13 protein-coding genes are annotated in these 16871 nt (G+C 62.6%); 5 read left to right on the top strand and 8 right to left on the bottom strand.

What is annotated here, in order from left to right; translation table 11 throughout:
• Positions 1-56 precede the first annotated feature (56 nt).
• Complete coding sequence (locus tag FPZ08_RS08630; protein WP_146289597.1) at positions 57-1082, top strand: NAD(P)/FAD-dependent oxidoreductase; 1026 nt, start codon at positions 57-59, stop codon at positions 1080-1082.
• 16 nt (positions 1083-1098) lie between these two features.
• A complete protein-coding gene (locus FPZ08_RS08625) occupies positions 1099-1419 on the top strand; it encodes a 2Fe-2S iron-sulfur cluster-binding protein (protein WP_056232065.1) in 321 nt (106 codons plus the stop codon).
• A 4-nt stretch (positions 1420-1423) separates the two neighbouring features.
• Here the strand turns inward: FPZ08_RS08625 and FPZ08_RS08620 are convergent, their stop codons facing one another.
• From FPZ08_RS08620 to FPZ08_RS08605, 4 genes are all read right to left on the bottom strand, one after another.
• Positions 1424-2434 (bottom strand): YcjF family protein, encoded by a 1011-nt coding sequence (locus FPZ08_RS08620; RefSeq protein WP_146289596.1) that lies wholly within the window; start codon positions 2432-2434, stop codon positions 1424-1426.
• Positions 2431-3882 carry a YcjX family GTP-binding protein gene (locus tag FPZ08_RS08615; RefSeq protein ID WP_146289595.1) on the bottom strand — a complete coding sequence of 484 codons (1452 nt, stop codon included), beginning with the start codon at positions 3880-3882 and terminating at the stop codon, positions 2431-2433. Before FPZ08_RS08615 ends, FPZ08_RS08620 begins: the two co-directional genes overlap by 4 nt.
• Before the next feature lie 222 nt (positions 3883-4104).
• A complete protein-coding gene (locus FPZ08_RS08610; protein WP_146289594.1) occupies positions 4105-5025 on the bottom strand; it encodes a homoserine O-succinyltransferase in 921 nt (306 codons plus the stop codon).
• Between the two features lie 67 nt (positions 5026-5092).
• The gene (locus tag FPZ08_RS08605; RefSeq protein WP_146289593.1) at positions 5093-5959 is read right to left on the bottom strand and encodes an ATPase; all 867 of its coding nucleotides are present in this window, start codon (positions 5957-5959) and stop codon (positions 5093-5095) included.
• A gap of 228 nt (positions 5960-6187) precedes the next feature.
• Here FPZ08_RS08605 and FPZ08_RS08600 point away from each other — a divergent pair, with 228 nt between their 5' ends.
• The 3 genes from FPZ08_RS08600 to FPZ08_RS08590 all read left to right on the top strand — a co-directional run bounded on the left by FPZ08_RS08600 (position 6188) and on the right by FPZ08_RS08590 (position 11833).
• Positions 6188-7954, top strand: a complete 1767-nt coding sequence (locus FPZ08_RS08600) for a flagellar hook protein FlgE (RefSeq protein ID WP_186767266.1) — start codon at positions 6188-6190, stop codon at positions 7952-7954.
• A 67-nt stretch (positions 7955-8021) separates the two neighbouring features.
• Positions 8022-9860: a flagellar hook-associated protein FlgK gene (gene flgK / locus FPZ08_RS08595; RefSeq protein ID WP_146289591.1), complete on the top strand. Its 1839-nt coding sequence runs from the start codon at positions 8022-8024 to the stop codon at positions 9858-9860.
• A 17-nt stretch (positions 9861-9877) separates the two neighbouring features.
• Entirely contained in the window at positions 9878-11833 is a 1956-nt protein-coding gene (locus FPZ08_RS08590) for a hypothetical protein (protein WP_146289590.1), read from the top strand.
• Between the two features lie 72 nt (positions 11834-11905).
• On the opposite strand, the gene flaF is transcribed toward FPZ08_RS08590, so the two are convergent.
• The 4 genes from flaF to FPZ08_RS08570 all read right to left on the bottom strand — a co-directional run bounded on the left by flaF (position 11906) and on the right by FPZ08_RS08570 (position 16704).
• Positions 11906-12277 carry a flagellar biosynthesis regulator FlaF gene (flaF, locus tag FPZ08_RS08585; RefSeq protein WP_146289589.1) on the bottom strand — a complete coding sequence of 124 codons (372 nt, stop codon included), beginning with the start codon at positions 12275-12277 and terminating at the stop codon, positions 11906-11908.
• Positions 12258-12653: a flagellar biosynthesis repressor FlbT gene (gene flbT, locus FPZ08_RS08580; RefSeq protein ID WP_146289588.1), complete on the bottom strand. Its 396-nt coding sequence runs from the start codon at positions 12651-12653 to the stop codon at positions 12258-12260. The genes flaF and flbT overlap by 20 nt, the downstream gene beginning before the upstream one ends.
• 117 nt (positions 12654-12770) lie before the next feature.
• Positions 12771-14552 carry a flagellin N-terminal helical domain-containing protein gene (locus tag FPZ08_RS08575; protein WP_146289587.1) on the bottom strand — a complete coding sequence of 594 codons (1782 nt, stop codon included), beginning with the start codon at positions 14550-14552 and terminating at the stop codon, positions 12771-12773.
• A gap of 688 nt (positions 14553-15240) precedes the next feature.
• Entirely contained in the window at positions 15241-16704 is a 1464-nt protein-coding gene (locus FPZ08_RS08570; protein WP_146289586.1) for a flagellin N-terminal helical domain-containing protein, read from the bottom strand.
• Between the last annotated feature and the right edge of the window lie 167 nt (positions 16705-16871).

The raw sequence follows: 16871 nt of genomic DNA, 5'->3' as shown, positions 1-16871 counted from the left end.
TTACTCATATTACCCGGGGCCCTTGACGCCCCGGCGAAAACGGACTTTGAGACGAAATGACCACTGAAATCACCACCGATGTCGTTGTGATCGGCGCGGGCCCCTGCGGGCTGTTCGCGGCCTTCGAACTCGGATTGCTCGATCTCAAATGTCATTTCATCGACATTCTGGACCGTCCCGGCGGCCAGTGCGCCGAGCTTTATCCCGAGAAGCCGATCTACGACATTCCCGGTTTTCCTGTGGTCACCGGCCAGCAGCTCACCGACAACCTGATGGCCCAGATCGCGCCCTTCGCGCCGGAATTCCACTTCAACCGGATGATCAACACCATCGAGAAGCAGGCCGACGGCTCGTTCAAGCTGGCGACCGATGCCGACGAGGTGTTCCACACCAAGGTCGTGGTGATCGCGGCCGGCGGCGGCTCGTTCCAGCCCAAGCGTCCGCCGGTGGATGGCATCGAAGCGTTTGAAAACAAATCGGTTTTCTATTCCGTCCGCAAGATGGACGATTTCCGTGGCCAGGATGTGGTCATCGTCGGGGGCGGCGATTCCGCGCTCGACTGGACCCTCAATCTCCAGCCCATCGTCCGCTCGCTGACCCTGGTCCACCGCCGCGCCGTGTTCAAGGCGGCCCCGGCCTCGGTCAACAAGATGCAGGAGCTGGTGGGCGAGGGAAAGATCAACTTCCTCACCGGCCAGATCGCCAAGCTCGATGGCGAAAACGGCCAGATCAACCACGTCCACCTCACCACCGATGCCGGCGATCTCTCCGTGCCCGCAACGCGTTTGCTGCCCTTCTTCGGCCTCACCATGAAGCTGGGTCCGGTGGCCGATTGGGGGCTCGAGCTCAACGACAACACCATCGTCGTCGATACCGAGAAGTTCGAAACCTCGGTGCCGGGCATCTTCGCCATCGGCGACATCAATTCCTATCCCGGCAAGCTCAAGCTCATCCTGTCCGGCTTCCACGAAGCCGCATTGATGGCCCAGGCCGCCAAGAAGATCGTTTCCCCGGACGAGCGGGTGGTGTTCCAGTATACGACCAGTTCCACCAAGCTGCAGAAAAAGCTCGGCGTTGCCTGAAGTTGAGAACCCGCCCATGATCATCCATGTCACCGACCAGGCCGGCGAAAACCACGAGCTCGAAGGGCTCGAGGGCTGGCGCGTCATGGAGGTCATCCGCGACTGGGGCCTCAATATCAAGGCCGAATGCGGTGGCGCCATGAGCTGCGCCACCTGCCATGTCTATGTCGACAAGGACTGGCTCGACGTGGTCGGCGCCCCCAGCGACGAGGAGGAGGACATGCTCGACAGCGTCGGCGATGTCCGCTCCAACTCCCGGCTCTGCTGCCAGATCCTGTGCAGCGACGCGATCGACGGCCTCAAGCTGACCCTGGCACCGAGCGCCGCCAAGGACTGACCGGCTATTTGGCTACGTCGCCGGCCAGGTTGGTCAGCTCGGGAATGAAGTCCCGCACCATGGGCTGTTTCTGCGTCTCGAAGGGCAGGGGGCGGACCACGCGCATGGCGGCGATGCCGACCCGCACCGTCATCAAGCCATTGACCACGCCCTCGCCCAGTCGCGCCGAGAGCTTGGCCGCCAGCCCCTGACCCACCAGTTGCTCCACCACGCCATCGGTCAGCACCAGGCCGCCGGTGACGGCCAGATGGGTCAGGATGGCCCCTAGCAGCCGCCACGAGCCGAAAAAGCCCGGGCGGGCGCCGTAGAGCCGCGCAATGGCCCCCGAGAGGCGAAAGCTCTCATAGATGACGAAAGCAATATCGACCAATGCGCGCGGCGACACGGTCGTCACCAGCGCCACGCGGCGGGCCGAGGCCGCTGTCAGCACCTTGGCCCGTGCATCGAGCGGCGCCATCAGGCTGCGTTCCGCCAGCGCGATCATTTCGTGGCCGTCGAACATATGGGGCAGGTTGTCGGCCACGCCCTGCCGGGCCCGCGCCAGATCGGGCCGGCCAGCATAGATGGCTTCAAGGCTGCTGACGACGTGCTTTGCCTTGTGGCCATCGTTGTCGGCGATGGCCGCTGCCGCGTCGCGCCGCAAGGCATCGAGCACGCGCAGGCGGCGCAGGGCGAAGATTTCGCGGGCGGCCAGCGCCAGCACCGCGATGAGGAAGATGCCCAGCACGCCAAGCCCCAACCAGCCCAGCCATTCATTGGCGGCAAACAGGTCGCGGATCAGCCGGTCGGCGGCAAGGCCCAGCCCGGCCGAGACCAATATGCCGCCGGCCGTCCAGGCCAGTCGCCCGACCCAGCCCATGCGGCGGGGAGCCGGCGCGATCAGCGTTTCGTCGGTTGCCGCATCGAATTCCGGCTCAACGATCTCCACCTTGGCCGGCGCGAAGGCCCGCGGTGCGCGGAAGGGCTCGGGGGCGTCGTCAGTCGGTGCAGTCGGGCGGGCGATGGGGCGTTTCATGCGAGCCAGTCTCCCACCAGATAATCGAGCGCCCGGTCGAAGCGGATATGGGGCAGCACCACGTCGCCATTGGCGTTGCGGTCGAGTTTTTGCGGCGGCGTGAAGCGCAGGAAATTGAGCGCGACGGGCGTGCCGTCCTCGAACAATGAATCCGGCCGTTCCGGCAAGTCACCGGGAAACAAGGCGATTTCCGTCTTGCCGTCATAGGTCACGCCGTCAAGCGTCTCGCCCTTCATCGGCGTGCCGATAATGGTGGGCAGCGTCTCGCCGCCCTCCGATATCGTGCCCTCGCGCGTGGCGCGGATGCCGGCCATGGCGATGGATTTGACTTCGGCGCCGGCAAAGCGGGCGCGTTTGCCGGCATTGGCCACAAGGCGATTGAGAATGGCTTCCAGCCGGTCATGGCTGGTGTGATGCACATGGTCGGCCTTGGTGGCCGCGAACAATATCCGGTCGATCTTGCGCACGAAGGGGCGCAGCAGCGGATTGGTCTCGCCCTGGCGGAAGCAGGCGAGCACCGATGTCAGCGCCGTCTCGAGGTCGGCCACAGCGGCCGGGCCGGTATTGAGCGCCCGCAGGGCATCCACCAGCACGATCTGGCGATCCAGCCGGGCAAAGTGGTCGCGGAAGAAGGGACGTACGATGCGGTCCTTATAGGCCTCGTAGCGGTGCTCCAGCATGGCATAGAGGCTGTTGCCGCGAATGGCCTGCCGTTGTGGCGGTAGCGGCGCGAAGGTCAGCGCGGGCGAGCCCTCCAGGTCTCCCGGCAGCAGGAAGCGGCCGGGCGGTAGCGTCGAGAGCGCCTGATGTTCGCGACTCTTGCGCAGATAGTCGGTGAAGGCAGCAGCCAGCTTTTCCGCGTCGAGGTCATTGGCTTCCTTGAGCGGATCGATGCTTTCGAGCAGGTCGAGGAACGGCCCTGCCTCCTTGCCCGAACCCGGCCGGTCGGCGCGGTCCAGTGCCTCGGCGCTCCATTCGGCAAAGCTCAGGCCCAGCAAAGGCAGGTCGAGCAGCCATTCGCCGGGATAGTCGACGATATCGAGATTGACCGTCGATGGCCCGGTCATGCCCGAATACCAGTGCTTGGACTGGAATTTCAGCACCACGCGAAGCTGGGAAATCCGCCGCGTGCTTTCCGGCCAGGTCGGGGTCTTGCCGGTCAGCGCTTCGAGATGCTGCTCATAGGCGAAGCGGGGAATGGTCGCATCGGGATATTCCGCCAGTCTTGCGCCGATGAAACGGCCTTCGGCCAAAGGCGCAAAGCCGGGCAGGCGGCCACCGGTCAGCAGGTTATGCACCAAGGCGGTGATGAAGATGGTCTTGCCGGCCCGGCTGAGGCCGGTCACGCCCAGCCGCAATGTCGGGGTAAAGGCGCCCGTGGCGGCATCGGCCAGGTTGGACAGGGCAATGCCCAGTTCGTCGACGATGGTCGTGGGAGGCTGGGGCACGCTTTTGTCTCACTTGTCCCTGCGCAAGATAGGGATTTGTGGCGGCGGTTCAAGCATTTGCGTTACTTCAACATAGGCTACGCCAAAGAGTACCCCCTCCTAGCCTCCCCCTGAAAAGGGGGAGGAACAGATCGAGTTTGCGTCTGGATCTTGCCCCGCGCGCCGGTCGGATTCCTCCCCCCTATCAGGGGGAGGTTAGAGAGGGGGTATCCACCAAAGACTCTATTCTTTGCCGCTACCGATCTTGTCCATCTCATAGGGCGTGGTCTGGTAGATCTCGTTGATCCAGTTCTGGAACAGCAGGTGGGCATGGCTGCGCCAGCGGTTTTCCGGCGTCTGGCTGGTGTCGCCATTGGGATAGAGATTTGCCGGCGGTTGCGTGTCCAGCCCGGCACTGATGTCGCGCTCATATTCATCGGCCAGCGAGCGGTTGTCATATTCCAGGTGGTTGAGGAAATGCACCGCCCGGTGCTTCTGGTCGCCCAGCATCGACACGCCAATCTCGGGATTGTCGATCAACACTTCGAGGTCAGGCCCCAGAGTGGTCCGGTCGATGTCGTTATAGCGCGATACCGGGATCATCGGGCTGTCCGAAAAGCCGCGCAGGAAGGGCGAGCGCGGGTTGATCACCTGGTGGCGGAATACGCCGAAGGCCTTTTCGGGCATGCGGTAGCGCTTGGCGCCGTGGAAATGGTCCAAAGCCGCCTGGGCGCCCCAGCAGATGAACATGGTGTGGTGCACATTGGTCTGCGTCCAATCCATGATTTCGAGCATTTCGGGCCAGTAACGCACCTCCTCGAAGGGAATGTTGGCGATGGGCGCACCGGTGACGATGAAACCGTCGAACTTCTTCTCCCGCACCTCGTCCCAGGTCTTGTAGAAGGCCTTGAGATAGTCCTCGGACGTATTCTTGGACTGGTGCTCGGTGACGCGCACCAGCGTCAGATCGACCTGCAGCGGCGTCGAGCCGATGAGACGGGTGAACTGGGTTTCGGTGCGCTCCTTGTTGGGCATCAGGTTGAGCAGGCCGATTTCGAGCGGACGGATGTCCTGCCGCGCGGCGCGGGCGGAATCCATCACATTGACGCCCTCGTCTTCGAGGGTCTTGCGGGCGGGCAGGTTGTCGGGAATTCGGATAGGCATATCAGCCTCTTGAACGAGTTTGATCGAAAAGCGATTCAGGCGTGGCGCGTCTCCAGTGGAGCCCGCGCTAACGCATTCGCTGCTCGATCGCGGCGGCCATGAGATCGATGAATTCGTCGCCGTCGCGGACCGTGGCCAGGTCCGATGCTTCGACCACATAGCCGAAATTGTCGGCCAGCGCCTGGTAGCGCGGCAGCCGGTCATGCAACAAAGCCTCGAAGCCCCAGGCGCCAAAGCCCAGTGGGTCGACGTCGCAATCTTCCACAATGCCGTTGATCAGCTTGTACTCGGCCCATTTCTCGATGAGGAAGGGCGGGCGATAATACATGGGTTTGGGCGATTGCCGGAAGCGACGCACCAGTTCGGTCGTGTCCTTTGTGGTGCCGCGGATATAGAGCAGGGCAGTCGAGGCTGCCAGGGTCTTGACCACGGGGTCTTCGGGGTCGGTGGGGTCGATCACTTCGATCAGCGAACCGCCGGTATCGGCAATGAAATCGTCATAGCCATAGAGCGCCTTGGCGCGCTCGATGAAATGCGGCACGTCCTTGAGCGCATCGACTTCGGCGATCCTGTGCTGCTCCTGCCGGCGCTGGTATTCGGCCAGCGGCAGGCCGCCCTTGTCGGGATTGCCGGGCGTGCCGAGATAGGTCGATAGCGGATCGAGATTGTCGAAGGTGATGTTGGACGAGATATAGATCGAGTCCGACCGCAGCAGTTCGGCCAGGAACGGCACCTTCATCGCCTCGAGCTTGAAGTTGTCGACGATATATTCGCCCATATAGCGCGTACCGATGCGATAGTCGGCCGAGTAGTGAAACCACTTGCTGGCGCGCAGCATGTTGGACAGCCGCGTCTTGCCGACGCCGGCCATGCCGAACACCGTCACGGCGCGGCGCGGCGCTTTCACGAACTCATCGGCACTACTGAACAGCATGGAATGCCCCGGAATTTCAGGCCCCTGCATTAATGCAAGCGCCCCGTCTTAACAAGCGGGCGGCAATTTCTGCCGCCTGGCTCGGACTCAATTGCCGATATGTCGCCACATTTCGGCTGGTCGAACCAAAAAGCCCAACAGATTCAACACTCCCCCGAGTTGGCATCCCGTTTGCATCAATCATGGCGAACGCGTCCGGCGACGCAAACGGGTTTTACGGAGTTTCACATGGGCATTTATGGCGCTCTTTCCAGTGCGGTGACCGGTCTGCGGGCCCAGGCCCACGCGCTGGAGAACATTTCGGGCAATATCGCGAACTCTCAGACCACAGGTTACAAGCGGATCGAGACCGATTTCCTCGATCTCATTCCCGATGCGCCGATTTCGCGCCAGGTGCCCGGCGCTGTGCTGGCCCAGTCGCGCGGCACCAATGACGTGCAGGGCGATATCAAGACGGTGTCGAACGAGACCTTCATCGCGCTCAATTCCAACGGCTTCTTCGTCGTCGAACCCAAGATCGGCCAGTCGGACGGCAATGCGGTGTTCGCCGGCACGAATTTCTACACCCGCCGCGGCGATTTCGAGATCGACAAGGATGGTCTGTTGGTCAACGGCGCCGGCTACTATCTCAAGGGCCTGCCGATCGACACGCTGACCGGCAACATTTCGGGCTCGGTGCCCGAAGTGATCAAGCTCTCCAACAATTTCCTGCCGGCGCAGGCAACGACCCGGGTCAACTACCAGGCCAACCTGCCGCAACTGCCGAAGAATACCGGCTACAATGCCACCATCTATAATAGCGAGCTGATGGAGGCGAATGACTATGTCACCGGCTCCACCACGGCCTCCAAGACAGGCGGCGCGCTGACGGCGGGTGCCGACGCCGATACCGTGCTGACGGCCGGCGAATCCCTCACCGTCACGGTGAATGGCACGGCGGTTAAGTTCGATTTCTATGACAGCGACCTGGGGCCCTATACCGGCACCAATGTCGGCATCGACATCGAAAACACCACACCGACCACCGTTGCCGATGCGCTGGCTGCGATGGAGGCGGGGCTGCGCTCGGCCGGTGGTCCGGCCGCGTCCACGGCTACCGTGGGCATTGTCGGTGGCAATCTGCAGATCACTCTGGGTTCCGATTATCACGCCTCATTCTCGGTGGCAGGCGATGCAGGCACCTTGGCTGCCCTTGGCATGACGGCTGGCGCATCCAGCGCGCCGACGCGGCCGAATGTCGATACGATCCCGGCCGATCTCGACGCCGAGTTCAAGGCCAATTCGGTCGCTGGCGGCGCCATCACCGTCTATGCCGAGAACGGCGCTCCGGCCAACGTGCAGTTGCGCTGGGCCAAGGTGGACAGCAAGGCTGCGGGCGGCGCGGATACCTGGAACCTCTATTACATGTCGAACAGCGCCGCGACCGGCGCCTCGCCGATGTGGACCCGCGTCGACCAGGACTATACCTTCCGCGGCGACGGCTCGCTGCTTCCGCCGGGCGTTCCCACGGCGACGATTACCGGGCTCACGGTCAATGGCGTCAATCTGGGCGATGTCGAGCTCAAGCACGACACCAATGGCGTGTCGCAGTTCGCCGACGTTAATGGCACGGTCAACGTCTCGACGCTGAACCAGAACGGCTATGGCGCCGGTGAATTCGTCTCGGTGGCCATCAATGACAGCGGCCGCGTCGTGGCGACCTACTCCAATGGCGAGCGTATCGACATGGCGCAGGTGGTGACGGCCGAGTTCAACGCCATCAACAAGCTCAAGCGTCTCGATGGCGGTGTGTTCGCGAGCACGTCGGAATCGGGCGAGGCCATTCTCGATCTCTCCGGCTCGGGCGTGATCGGCGGGGCGCTGGAAGCCTCCAATACCGACATTTCCGACGAGTTCACCAAGCTGATCGTGACGCAGCAGGCCTATGCGGCCGGCACGCGCATCGTCAGCGCGGCTGACGATATGCTCCAGGAAGCCCTCAACATGATCCGCTGAGGCGGAGCCAGCCAGTAGCGGCCCGGGGCAAGGCTCCGGGTCGGTTCCTCAGTGTGGAGTCCGGTGAATGGGTCTGACATCGTCCCTTACCAATGCTGTGTCCGGTCTGCGGGTCAATCAGGATTCGCTCGATATCCTGAGCCGCAACATCGCTAATGCGGGCACGCCGGGATACCATCGGCAGGCGCTCAACATTGTCGACTACAATTCGCAGGACAGCAGCTACGCACGTTCTGTCGGCACGCAGCGCGCCTTCAACGCCAGCCTGCAGGCCTATTATACGCGACAGGTCTCCGACACCGCCAATTCCGGCATTCAGGCCGGCTATCTCAACCGGCTGCAGGGCTTCATGGGCAAGCCCGGCACGACCGGTTCGCTCGATACCGTTTTCGGCAATCTGCAGAACGCTTTGCAGGGCATTGCCACGAGCCCCGACGACTATAATTCGCGGGCCGAAGCCGTTGCCGCGGCGCAGAACATGGTGGAGACGCTCAACCGGCTGTCCACCACCATCCAGGGCATGCGCCAGGAGACCGAGGGGCAGATCGCCTCCAATGTCCACAACCTCAACGGCATGCTGAATTCGCTGTCCGAGGTCAATAACCGGATGCTCGACCTGGGCATGACCGATGCGTCGCGCACGGCATTGCTCGACCAGCGCGACCGCCTGGTCGCCTCGGTCGCCGAGATGATCGACGTGCGGGCCGACTACCGGCCGGACGGCACGGTGGCACTGATGACGCGGTCGGGCGTTGGCCTGATCGACAATGGCGTGTCGAGCTTCAAGTTCGAGAGCGCCGGCACCCTGTCGCCGAACTCGCAGTTCGATCCCGATCCGGCCAAGACCAAGGTCGGCAAGCTGACATTGACCACGCCGTCGGGCCTCACCATAGACCTGGTGACCCAGGGCGTGCTGCAGGGCGGCGAACTCGGTGGCCTGGTCACCTTGCGCGACAAGACGCTGGTCGAGGCGCAGGAGCAGCTCGACGAAATCGCCGCCAGCCTGGCCATGGCCTTTTCGACCAACAAGACTGATGGCGTCGCCGCCACGGACGGCACGGCAGACGGCCTGGATGTCGATATTTCCAATATGGCGCCGGGCAATGATGTCCTGCTCACCTATGCCGAGAATGGCGTGGAGAAGCGGGTCCGCATCGTCAATACCAGTCAGGCGCAGGACTATGTCGATGCCTCCGGCCAGCGGGTCATCGGGGTGGATTTCTCGGCCGGCGCAACGGCCGTCGCCGCGGCGCTGGACGCCAAGCTGCCCAATCTCGACATCAGCAGCACCGGCGCGAACAATCTTCGCATTCTCGACGATGGCGCTGCCGGCAAGACCGATGTGCGCACCGCCGTCGCCCGGTCGAGCTCGACCGGGTTGCAGGGCTCGGGACTGGGCTTCAACCTGTTCGTCGACCAGGGCAATTCGGCCTTCACCAACAATCTCGATACTGATCCGCCGCAGAAGCAAGGTTTTGCGGCGCGTATCTCGATCGATCCGGCCATCATCGCCGACAACCGCCTGCTGGTGCAGTTCGAGGTCGGCGGCACGCTGGGCGATGCCGATCGCGCCAATTATGTGATCGACCAGCTCAGCAAGATGCAGTTCGTATCCGGGGGCAATCCCGCCGCGAATTCCGGCCGCTTCCAGTTGAGCGGCAATCTCAGCGAGCTGATCTCGCAGGTGGTCGGTTTCCAGGGCTCGACCATCAATGCCGCCATCACCAAGAATGACGACCGGCAACTGACGCTGGGTACCATCGTCGACCAGATGGAGTCCGACTACGGCGTCAATGTCGATGAGGAAATGGCGCGCCTCATGGAATTGCAGAATGCCTATGCCGCCAATGCGCGCGTGGTGTCGGTGGTCAAGGAACTGCTCGATGCCCTGCTGGCTGCGACATGACGAGGGAGTAGAGTAGGATGATCGTCAACAAGTCGATGTTTCCGCTGCAGACCGGATTCGGCGTCATCTCCAAGATGCAGGATCGCTTTGCCACGCTGCAGATGCAGCTCGGCACCGGCGAGAAAGCGTCCAAGCTCTCGGAAATGGGGCGCGATCTGCCCATGTCACTGTCGGTGCGGGCACGGCTCAGCAAGATCGAGGGTTTCTCGGCCAATATCGACACGGTCAACCTGCGCCTGAGCTTCCTCGACAAGACCATGACCCGCCTCGATGCCATGGAAGCGGAGACGCGCAATTCGGCGGTGCAGGGGCAATACGGCACCAACAATATCAACATGGCGACCCTGCCGGGGCTGTCCAAGGCGCGGTTCGACGAGCTCGTGACCTTGCTCAATGCCGATGTGGCGGGCCGCTACCTGTTCGGTGGCTCCAATACCGACAGCGCCCCGCTGCCCGATACCAACAGCCTGCTCGAAGGCATCGGCGGCAAGGATGGCTTCAAGACCGTGGTGGGCGAGCGCAAGGCTGCCGATGCTGGCGCTGACGGTCTCGGGCGCCTGGTGCTGGATCAGCCGACCACCAATTCGGTCAGCCTGACCGAGGATGGCATCCACCCTTTCGGCTTCAAGCTGTTGCGCATGACCAGCACCGCGCCGCTGGCTTCCGTCAATGTGGGTACGGTAGCCCCGTCGCCGGTGGCCGTGCCGCAGCCGGGCAATACCAATACCATCACCTTCGAGGCGCCGCCCGCCGCGCAGATGCTGCCTGGCCAGACCATCACGCTGGGGCTGCAACTGCCCGATGGCCGCGACACCCAGATCACGCTGACGGCGATCGCGCCCGAAGACGGCCCGCCGGGCAAGGGCCAGTTCGTGGTCGATCCCGGCACGGCCGGCCCGCCCGCCGTTCCCGCCGATCCGGCCGTTACCGCGACCAATTTCAAGGCCGCCTTGCAGACCAGCCTTGAGGCGGTGGCCGGTTCCGACCTCGAAGCGGCGTCGACCTTTGCGGCGAGCGAAATGTTCTTCAACGGTCCGGGCGAGCCGGCTCTGCGCGTCGATGGCGACCCGGCGACCGCAACCGGGCTCAAGGTGGCTACCGATGCCGATACCGTGCTGTGGTATCGCGGCCAGTCGCCGGCCGTTGCGGCCGAAGGGCTGGGCCGGCTTGGCATTGCGACCTCGGGCGGCGGCGTGACGCTGACGGAAAAATCGCCGGTTTCGGCGGCACATGGTTTCCAGATCGCCGACGTCTCTGCCGACACGGCCAATATCAACACCACCTATACCGGCGCCGATCCCAGCAGCGTCAATGTTGCCTTCTCGGCTACCCTGACACCTGGTGAAAAGGTCAGCGTCACGCTGCAGGACCCCGATGGCACGACGCGGACGGTTCAACTGACCGCTGTGACTGGCAAGGCGGTTGCCGGCCAGTTCAGCATCGGCGGCAGTGCCGACGAAAATGCGGAAAACTTCGCCAAGGGCCTGGAACTGGCCCTGACGCAGACGGCCATGCTCGCCGAAGGCAATCCGCGCCAGAGCGTGACCGCCCAGGTCGATGATTCTACGCGGGTCGCCTATGGCCTTGAAGCCAATGAATCCGGCTTCCTGCGCATGATCCGCACGCTCGGCGCCATGTCGGTCGAGACCTATCAGGACAGCGATCCGAATGCCCTCGCCAAGTTCGATGCCATGGCTTTGCGCCAGCAGTCGGAAATGTCGGAGGCACACAATTCGGAACGCGGCTCCATCGAAATCCTGACCATGGAACTGGCCGTGGCGCAGATCGCCAACAACAATTCGGCCGAGCGCCATACCAATTACAAGGCTCAGCTCGACAATCTGCTCAGCGATATCGAAACGGTGAGCAAGGAAGATGTGGCAATGGAAATCCTGGCGCTGCAGACCCGGCTGCAGGCGAGCTATCAGACCACCTCGATGGTCAGCAAGCTGAGCCTGGTGAACTTCATCTAGCCGAGCCATCCCCGCCAAAATGCAAAAGCCCCTCGCAGTGCGAGGGGCTTTTTTGCAGGCATTAATACCGAATTACATGCCGCGCAGGCCGGCGGCGATCTGGCGGTTGAGCCGCACCAGCACGTCGAGCTGCTGGGGCTGCGGATTGACGTCGAGCAGGATGTCGCGCGTCTGGTTCATGATGAACATGCCCAGATTGGCGATGTTCTGGCGCACATCATGGGGCAAGGGGCTGTCGTCCTTGGTCACCGAAGCCATGAAAATGGTCCACAGCTTGCGGTTGAAGGTCAGGGCGGGCTTCAGGCTGTCGTAGCTGTCGGGCCACTCGTCCTTGATCTTCTGCAGGCCGGCCGCCGCCTTCATCAGCAGCGCGGATTCGCGCTCACGGGACGATTCGACGATCTTGGCGGTCTGCTGGTACGCGCTAGCGCCCTGTTGATGCATTGGAGAAGAGATCCTGTTCGTACTCGATGAGGCGTTGAGCAGCCTTCAGAGCCTTGTACAGTTGCCCGGTTAATATCTCGTTGTTGATTTGGTTTACTATTTCTGTGGATGAGGGGACGGCTTCGAGAAACTCGTTGACCAGCGAAAAATACTGGTCCCGCGTCAGCCCGATATCATCCCCGATATACATCAGCTGCACCGCCAGATAGATGCGCTTGGCCGGCGTATTGGCCGTTTCGGCGGTCAGGATGTCCTTTTCCCGCAGAATGGGCGCACGGCCATCGATGAACAGGCGCGTGCGCTGATCGGAATTGGTGATGATGCAGTTGCCCACCAGCAGCTTTTCGCCCGGCTTGAGCTCCACCTTGAGCGCCATTCAACCAGCCTCCGCGACTCGAATATGTCCCCGTCAGGTCTAGCTTGCGATCATGGCGAAAACAATCAAGGCGGGCCCTGGCCCGCCTTGATGCGATGATCGTCCTGAACGGAGCGTTTACTGAAGGAGCTGGAGAACCGACTGGTCGGCCTGGCTGGCCAGCGAGAGCGAGGAGCTCGATAGCGACTGGCGGGTCTGCAGGGCCAGCAGGTTGGCGGCTTCCTCGTTCATGTCGGCCAGCGTCAGGTTGGCGGCGCCGGTCTGCAGCGTGTTGATCATTTCCTTGGTGAAGTCCTGGCGGTTCTGCACGATCGACAGGTTCGAACCGAAGGTCGAGGACTGGGTCCGCACATGGGCCAGGGCGCTCTTCACGTCGTTGAGCAGGCTGTCGATATCGGCATCGGCATCGAGCTGGTCGGCGGTGAGGTTGTAGAGGCTCAGATTGGCCGAGTTGAGCGCCTGGCCATCCTTGGTCTGGATGGTGATGGTCGAGGTGCCCGTCTCGTTGAAGGTGATCTTCAGATTGTCGCCGCGCAGCAGGTTGATGCCGTTGAACGAGGCGTCATCGCTGAGCTTGTCGAGCTGGTCGCGCAGCTCGTTGAACTGCTCGGCCAGGTCGGCGCGAACCGAGTTGCCCACGATCGTCGCCGCACCGAACGAGGTGCCGTCGATAATGCCCGACGAGGTCACGCCGGCAATATTGAGCGTCTGGGTCGACAGGTTCTCGATGCGCAGCTTGGCATTGTCGTTGCTGGCGCGGATCTTGGTCCGCAAAGCAGGGTCGTTGTTGATCTCGCTGACCAGCGCGTCGATGGTCTTGACGGCGTTGGCCTGGTCGACGGTCGTCACCGTACCCGAAGCCGGCACGCCGTTCGTGGAGGCGCCGGCAGTCAGGCCGATGCTCGACAGGCCCGCCCCATCGAGCGTGAAGTTCTGGCCATCGGCATTGGTCAGGGTAATGACGCCGGCAGCGCTGGTCGCCGTAACGCCTGCGGCCTGGGCGGCAGACGAGCTGGAGATGGCGGCAGCGATGGACGTGCCGTTGGCGGTAGCGTCAGCCAGGTCGGTGGCGGGGATGCTGACTTCCTGGCCGTTGATGGTGAAGCTGAAACCCGGAACCGGGTCAGCCACGGCTGCGCCGCCGACGCGGGTGGCCGCAGTTGCCGCCACCGGACCGCCGGAGACCAGGCCGATGAATTCGGCATCGGTACCGGTCAGGGTGATGTCATCGCCCTTGGCGCTGGCAATCTCGAGCTGGCCGTTGACGACACGGGCGCTGACGCCGCCCTTTTCGCCGAGCGCGCTGATGGTGGAATTGATCTTGGCCGCAGTGGTTTCGGCAGTATCGGCCGCCGTGAAGTTCACGGTGATGGCCGTGCCGCCATTGAGACTGTCGGTCTCGATGGTCAGCGAGCCGCCCTTGCCGGCGGTGCCGCCGGCATTGACGAAGCCGTTATTGCCGCGCTTGACCGTGTTGTGCAGCGTGATCGAGCCGGTGTCGTCGCCGAAGGCGCCGCCAGTGAAATCCAGCGTTTCGATCGTGCCGATGCCCAGCGTATCGGGATCCAGCGAATAGGAAGCGGTCTGAAAGCTCTTGTCCTGGCGCGCCTGGCGCAGGGTGGACTGCATCGATTCCAGCGTCTTGGTGATCGAGGTCAGGCCGTTATCGGCGGCTTCCAGGGTCTGGATGCCGTTGGCCATCGAGTCCATCAGCGCGTTCAGGTCGCCGGCACGCGCATTGAGGGATGAGGCGGTGAAAAAGTTGGTCGGATTGTCCAGGGCCGAGTTCACCTTGTTACCGGTGGACAGGCGCCCCTGGGTCGTGGCCATGAGCTCGGCGGTTTTCTGCAGCGAAAGCAGGTTCGACCGAACGGCTTTCGAGAGAGAGATATCGGACATTGTGCTTCCTTCACTACTGCGCCGATCGTCGGCTCATGCCTCTCCTTGAGGTTGATTCACTTTTATCTCATTGAATCCTAATGCAGCGTTAACCATGCTTGTTGGCAGCGCGGTAACCATAACGACGTGCACAAGCGCCGCCTGTGATGCGGTTGTCGTGTGCGGACCGCAAATGCGGCCGCGGATGGGCGGACCCCGAGACGGCTTACGTCCCTGAGTAATTTTTAGAGTGAGACGCTCGCCGTCTCGGGGTGCCGGTTTTTGGAGCAGTACGGGGGTCGCGCACACGCTTCCGCCCGGACTCGGACCTGTGCGAGCAGCGAAGCCGCACCCGACGCCCTCCACCACTGTTCGCCTGCAGGCCGCCCATGCGGAGGGATGGCAGGATGATACGCTCGGTTTTGGGGAGGGGGATAAGATGGATAGGTTCGCTGTCGTTTCCCCAACCACGATGTCATCCCGGCCTTGAGCCGGGATCCATCCTGAGGTGGTGGGGCATGTCCGGTGGTCGGGCGATCCACCTTGCGGCTGTGGCGCGATCTCGAGATGGGTCCCGGCTCAAGGCCGGGATGACATCGGGGGTGGGTGGGATAGTGCCAATTCCGCCGCATCGAGGGTGGGGGGTAGGGCCCAAAAACGAAAAAGGCGGGCCGGAGCCCGCCTTTTCCAATTGCGATGATAGAACCGATTAACGGATCAGCTGGAGGACCGACTGGTCGGCCTGCGAAGCCAGCGAGAGCGAGGAGCTCGACAGCGACTGGCGGGTCTGCAGGGCCAGCAGGTTGGCGGCTTCTTCGTTCATGTCGGCCAGCGTCAGATTGGCGGCGCCAGTCTGCAGCGTGTTGATCATGTTCTTGGTGAAGTCCTGACGGTTCTGCACGATCGACAGGTTCGAACCGAAGGTCGAAGACTGCGAACGCACGTCGTTCAGGGCAGTCTTGAGGTTGCCCAGCAGCGTGTCGATGTTGGTGTCGCTGTCGAGATCCTTGTCTTCGATATTCAGGACGCCCAGGTTGGCGGCGTTGATGGAAGCGCCTTCCTTGGTCTGGATGTCGATGGTCGAAGTGCCGGTCTCGTTGAAGGTCAGCTTCAGGTTGTCGCCACGGAGCAGGTTGATACCGTTGAACGAGGCGTCATCGGCGAGCTTGTCGAGCTGGTCGCGCAGTTCGTTGAACTGGTTGGCCAGGTCGGCGCGAACCGAGTTGCCATCGATCGAGGTAGCACCGGTCGAGACGCCGTCAATGGCGCCCGAGGACGAAACGCCATCGACATCCAGATCCTGCGTGGACTGGTTTTCGATGCGCAGCTTCCCGTTGTCGTTCGAAGCGCGAACCTTGCCCTTGAGATCGGCATTGTTGTTGATCTCGGAGACCAGGGTGTCGACGCTCTTGGCGGCGGCGGCAACGGCGGCAACGCCGTCGGTGGTGGTCGCAACAGTGGCAGCGATACCCGTGGCGGTCGTAACCGCAGCGTCGCTGGCCTGGATCGAGAAGTTGGTACCGTCAGCCACCGAAATGTGGACGCCAGTGGCATCCGCGGTGGTCGTACCGCCGGTAGCGGCGTCGAGGGCGGCGAGCAGGTCGGCCTTCTGACCTGCAGCCTGGTCGGTAAAGGTATAGACAACCGCGCCGTTGACAGAGATCGTCTCGTTTTCGAGACCCGACAGGTCCGGATCAGCAGCCGAAAAGTCAACCGAGCCGCCGTCATAGGTCGCGGCGGTAGCGCCGACAGCGGCAGTGCCCAGGGCGATATCGACAGGCGTGTCACCGATCGCGCCACCCGAGAACGAGATGTTCTGGGCAGAGGTCAGGCCGGCACCCACCGTATACGAGGCGGTCTGGAACGACTTGTCCTGGCGAGCCTGGCGCAGGGTCGACTGCATCGATTCCAGGGTCTTGGTGATCGAGGTCAGGCCGTTATCGGCGGCTTCCAGGGTCTGGATGCCGTTTGCCATCGAGTCCATCAGCTGGTTCAGGTCGCCAGCGCGGCTGTTGAGGCCCTGAGCGGTGAAGAAGTTGGTGGGGTTGTCGAGAGCCGAGTTCACCTTGTTACCAGTAGCGAGACGCTCCTGCGTCTTGGCCATCATGGAAGCGGTGCTCTGGAGGGAAAGCAGGTTCGAGCGAACGGCTTTCGAGAGGGAGATATCACCCATTGTTACTAGTCCTTTTCTAGGATTACGCAAACTAACACGCCTCTCCTGAGGCAAGCCGATCCTCCTCCGGCAGCCTCTAAAGAAGCATTAAGCGGGTGACGAATATTTGGGCAAATTGCCTAAGATGTTGTCGCGGAACAAAGAAAAAGCCCCGGAAATCCGGGGCT

Source organism: Devosia ginsengisoli, from assembly GCF_007859655.1.
Lineage (GTDB): Bacteria > Pseudomonadota > Alphaproteobacteria > Rhizobiales > Devosiaceae > Devosia > Devosia ginsengisoli.
The sequence above is the reverse complement of the archived record's forward strand: the minus strand, read 5'-3'. Positions and strand labels throughout refer to the sequence as shown.

Excerpts from the sequence above, each read along its gene's own strand:
- FPZ08_RS08630 (WP_146289597.1), top strand. The coding sequence starts at position 57 with ATGACCACTGAAATCACCACCGATGTCGTTGTGATCGGCGCGGGCCCC.
- FPZ08_RS08625 (WP_056232065.1), top strand. The coding sequence starts at position 1,099 with ATGATCATCCATGTCACCGACCAGGCCGGCGAAAACCACGAGCTCGAA.
- FPZ08_RS08620 (WP_146289596.1), bottom strand. The coding sequence starts at position 2,434 with ATGAAACGCCCCATCGCCCGCCCGACTGCACCGACTGACGACGCCCCC.
- FPZ08_RS08610 (WP_146289594.1), bottom strand. The coding sequence starts at position 5,025 with ATGCCTATCCGAATTCCCGACAACCTGCCCGCCCGCAAGACCCTCGAA.
- FPZ08_RS08605 (WP_146289593.1), bottom strand. The coding sequence starts at position 5,959 with ATGCTGTTCAGTAGTGCCGATGAGTTCGTGAAAGCGCCGCGCCGCGCC.
- FPZ08_RS08600 (WP_186767266.1), top strand. The coding sequence starts at position 6,188 with ATGGGCATTTATGGCGCTCTTTCCAGTGCGGTGACCGGTCTGCGGGCC.
- flgK (WP_146289591.1), top strand. The coding sequence starts at position 8,022 with ATGGGTCTGACATCGTCCCTTACCAATGCTGTGTCCGGTCTGCGGGTC.
- FPZ08_RS08590 (WP_146289590.1), top strand. The coding sequence starts at position 9,878 with ATGATCGTCAACAAGTCGATGTTTCCGCTGCAGACCGGATTCGGCGTC.
- flaF (WP_146289589.1), bottom strand. The coding sequence starts at position 12,277 with ATGCATCAACAGGGCGCTAGCGCGTACCAGCAGACCGCCAAGATCGTC.
- flbT (WP_146289588.1), bottom strand. The coding sequence starts at position 12,653 with ATGGCGCTCAAGGTGGAGCTCAAGCCGGGCGAAAAGCTGCTGGTGGGC.
- FPZ08_RS08575 (WP_146289587.1), bottom strand. The coding sequence starts at position 14,552 with ATGTCCGATATCTCTCTCTCGAAAGCCGTTCGGTCGAACCTGCTTTCG.
- FPZ08_RS08570 (WP_146289586.1), bottom strand. The coding sequence starts at position 16,704 with ATGGGTGATATCTCCCTCTCGAAAGCCGTTCGCTCGAACCTGCTTTCC.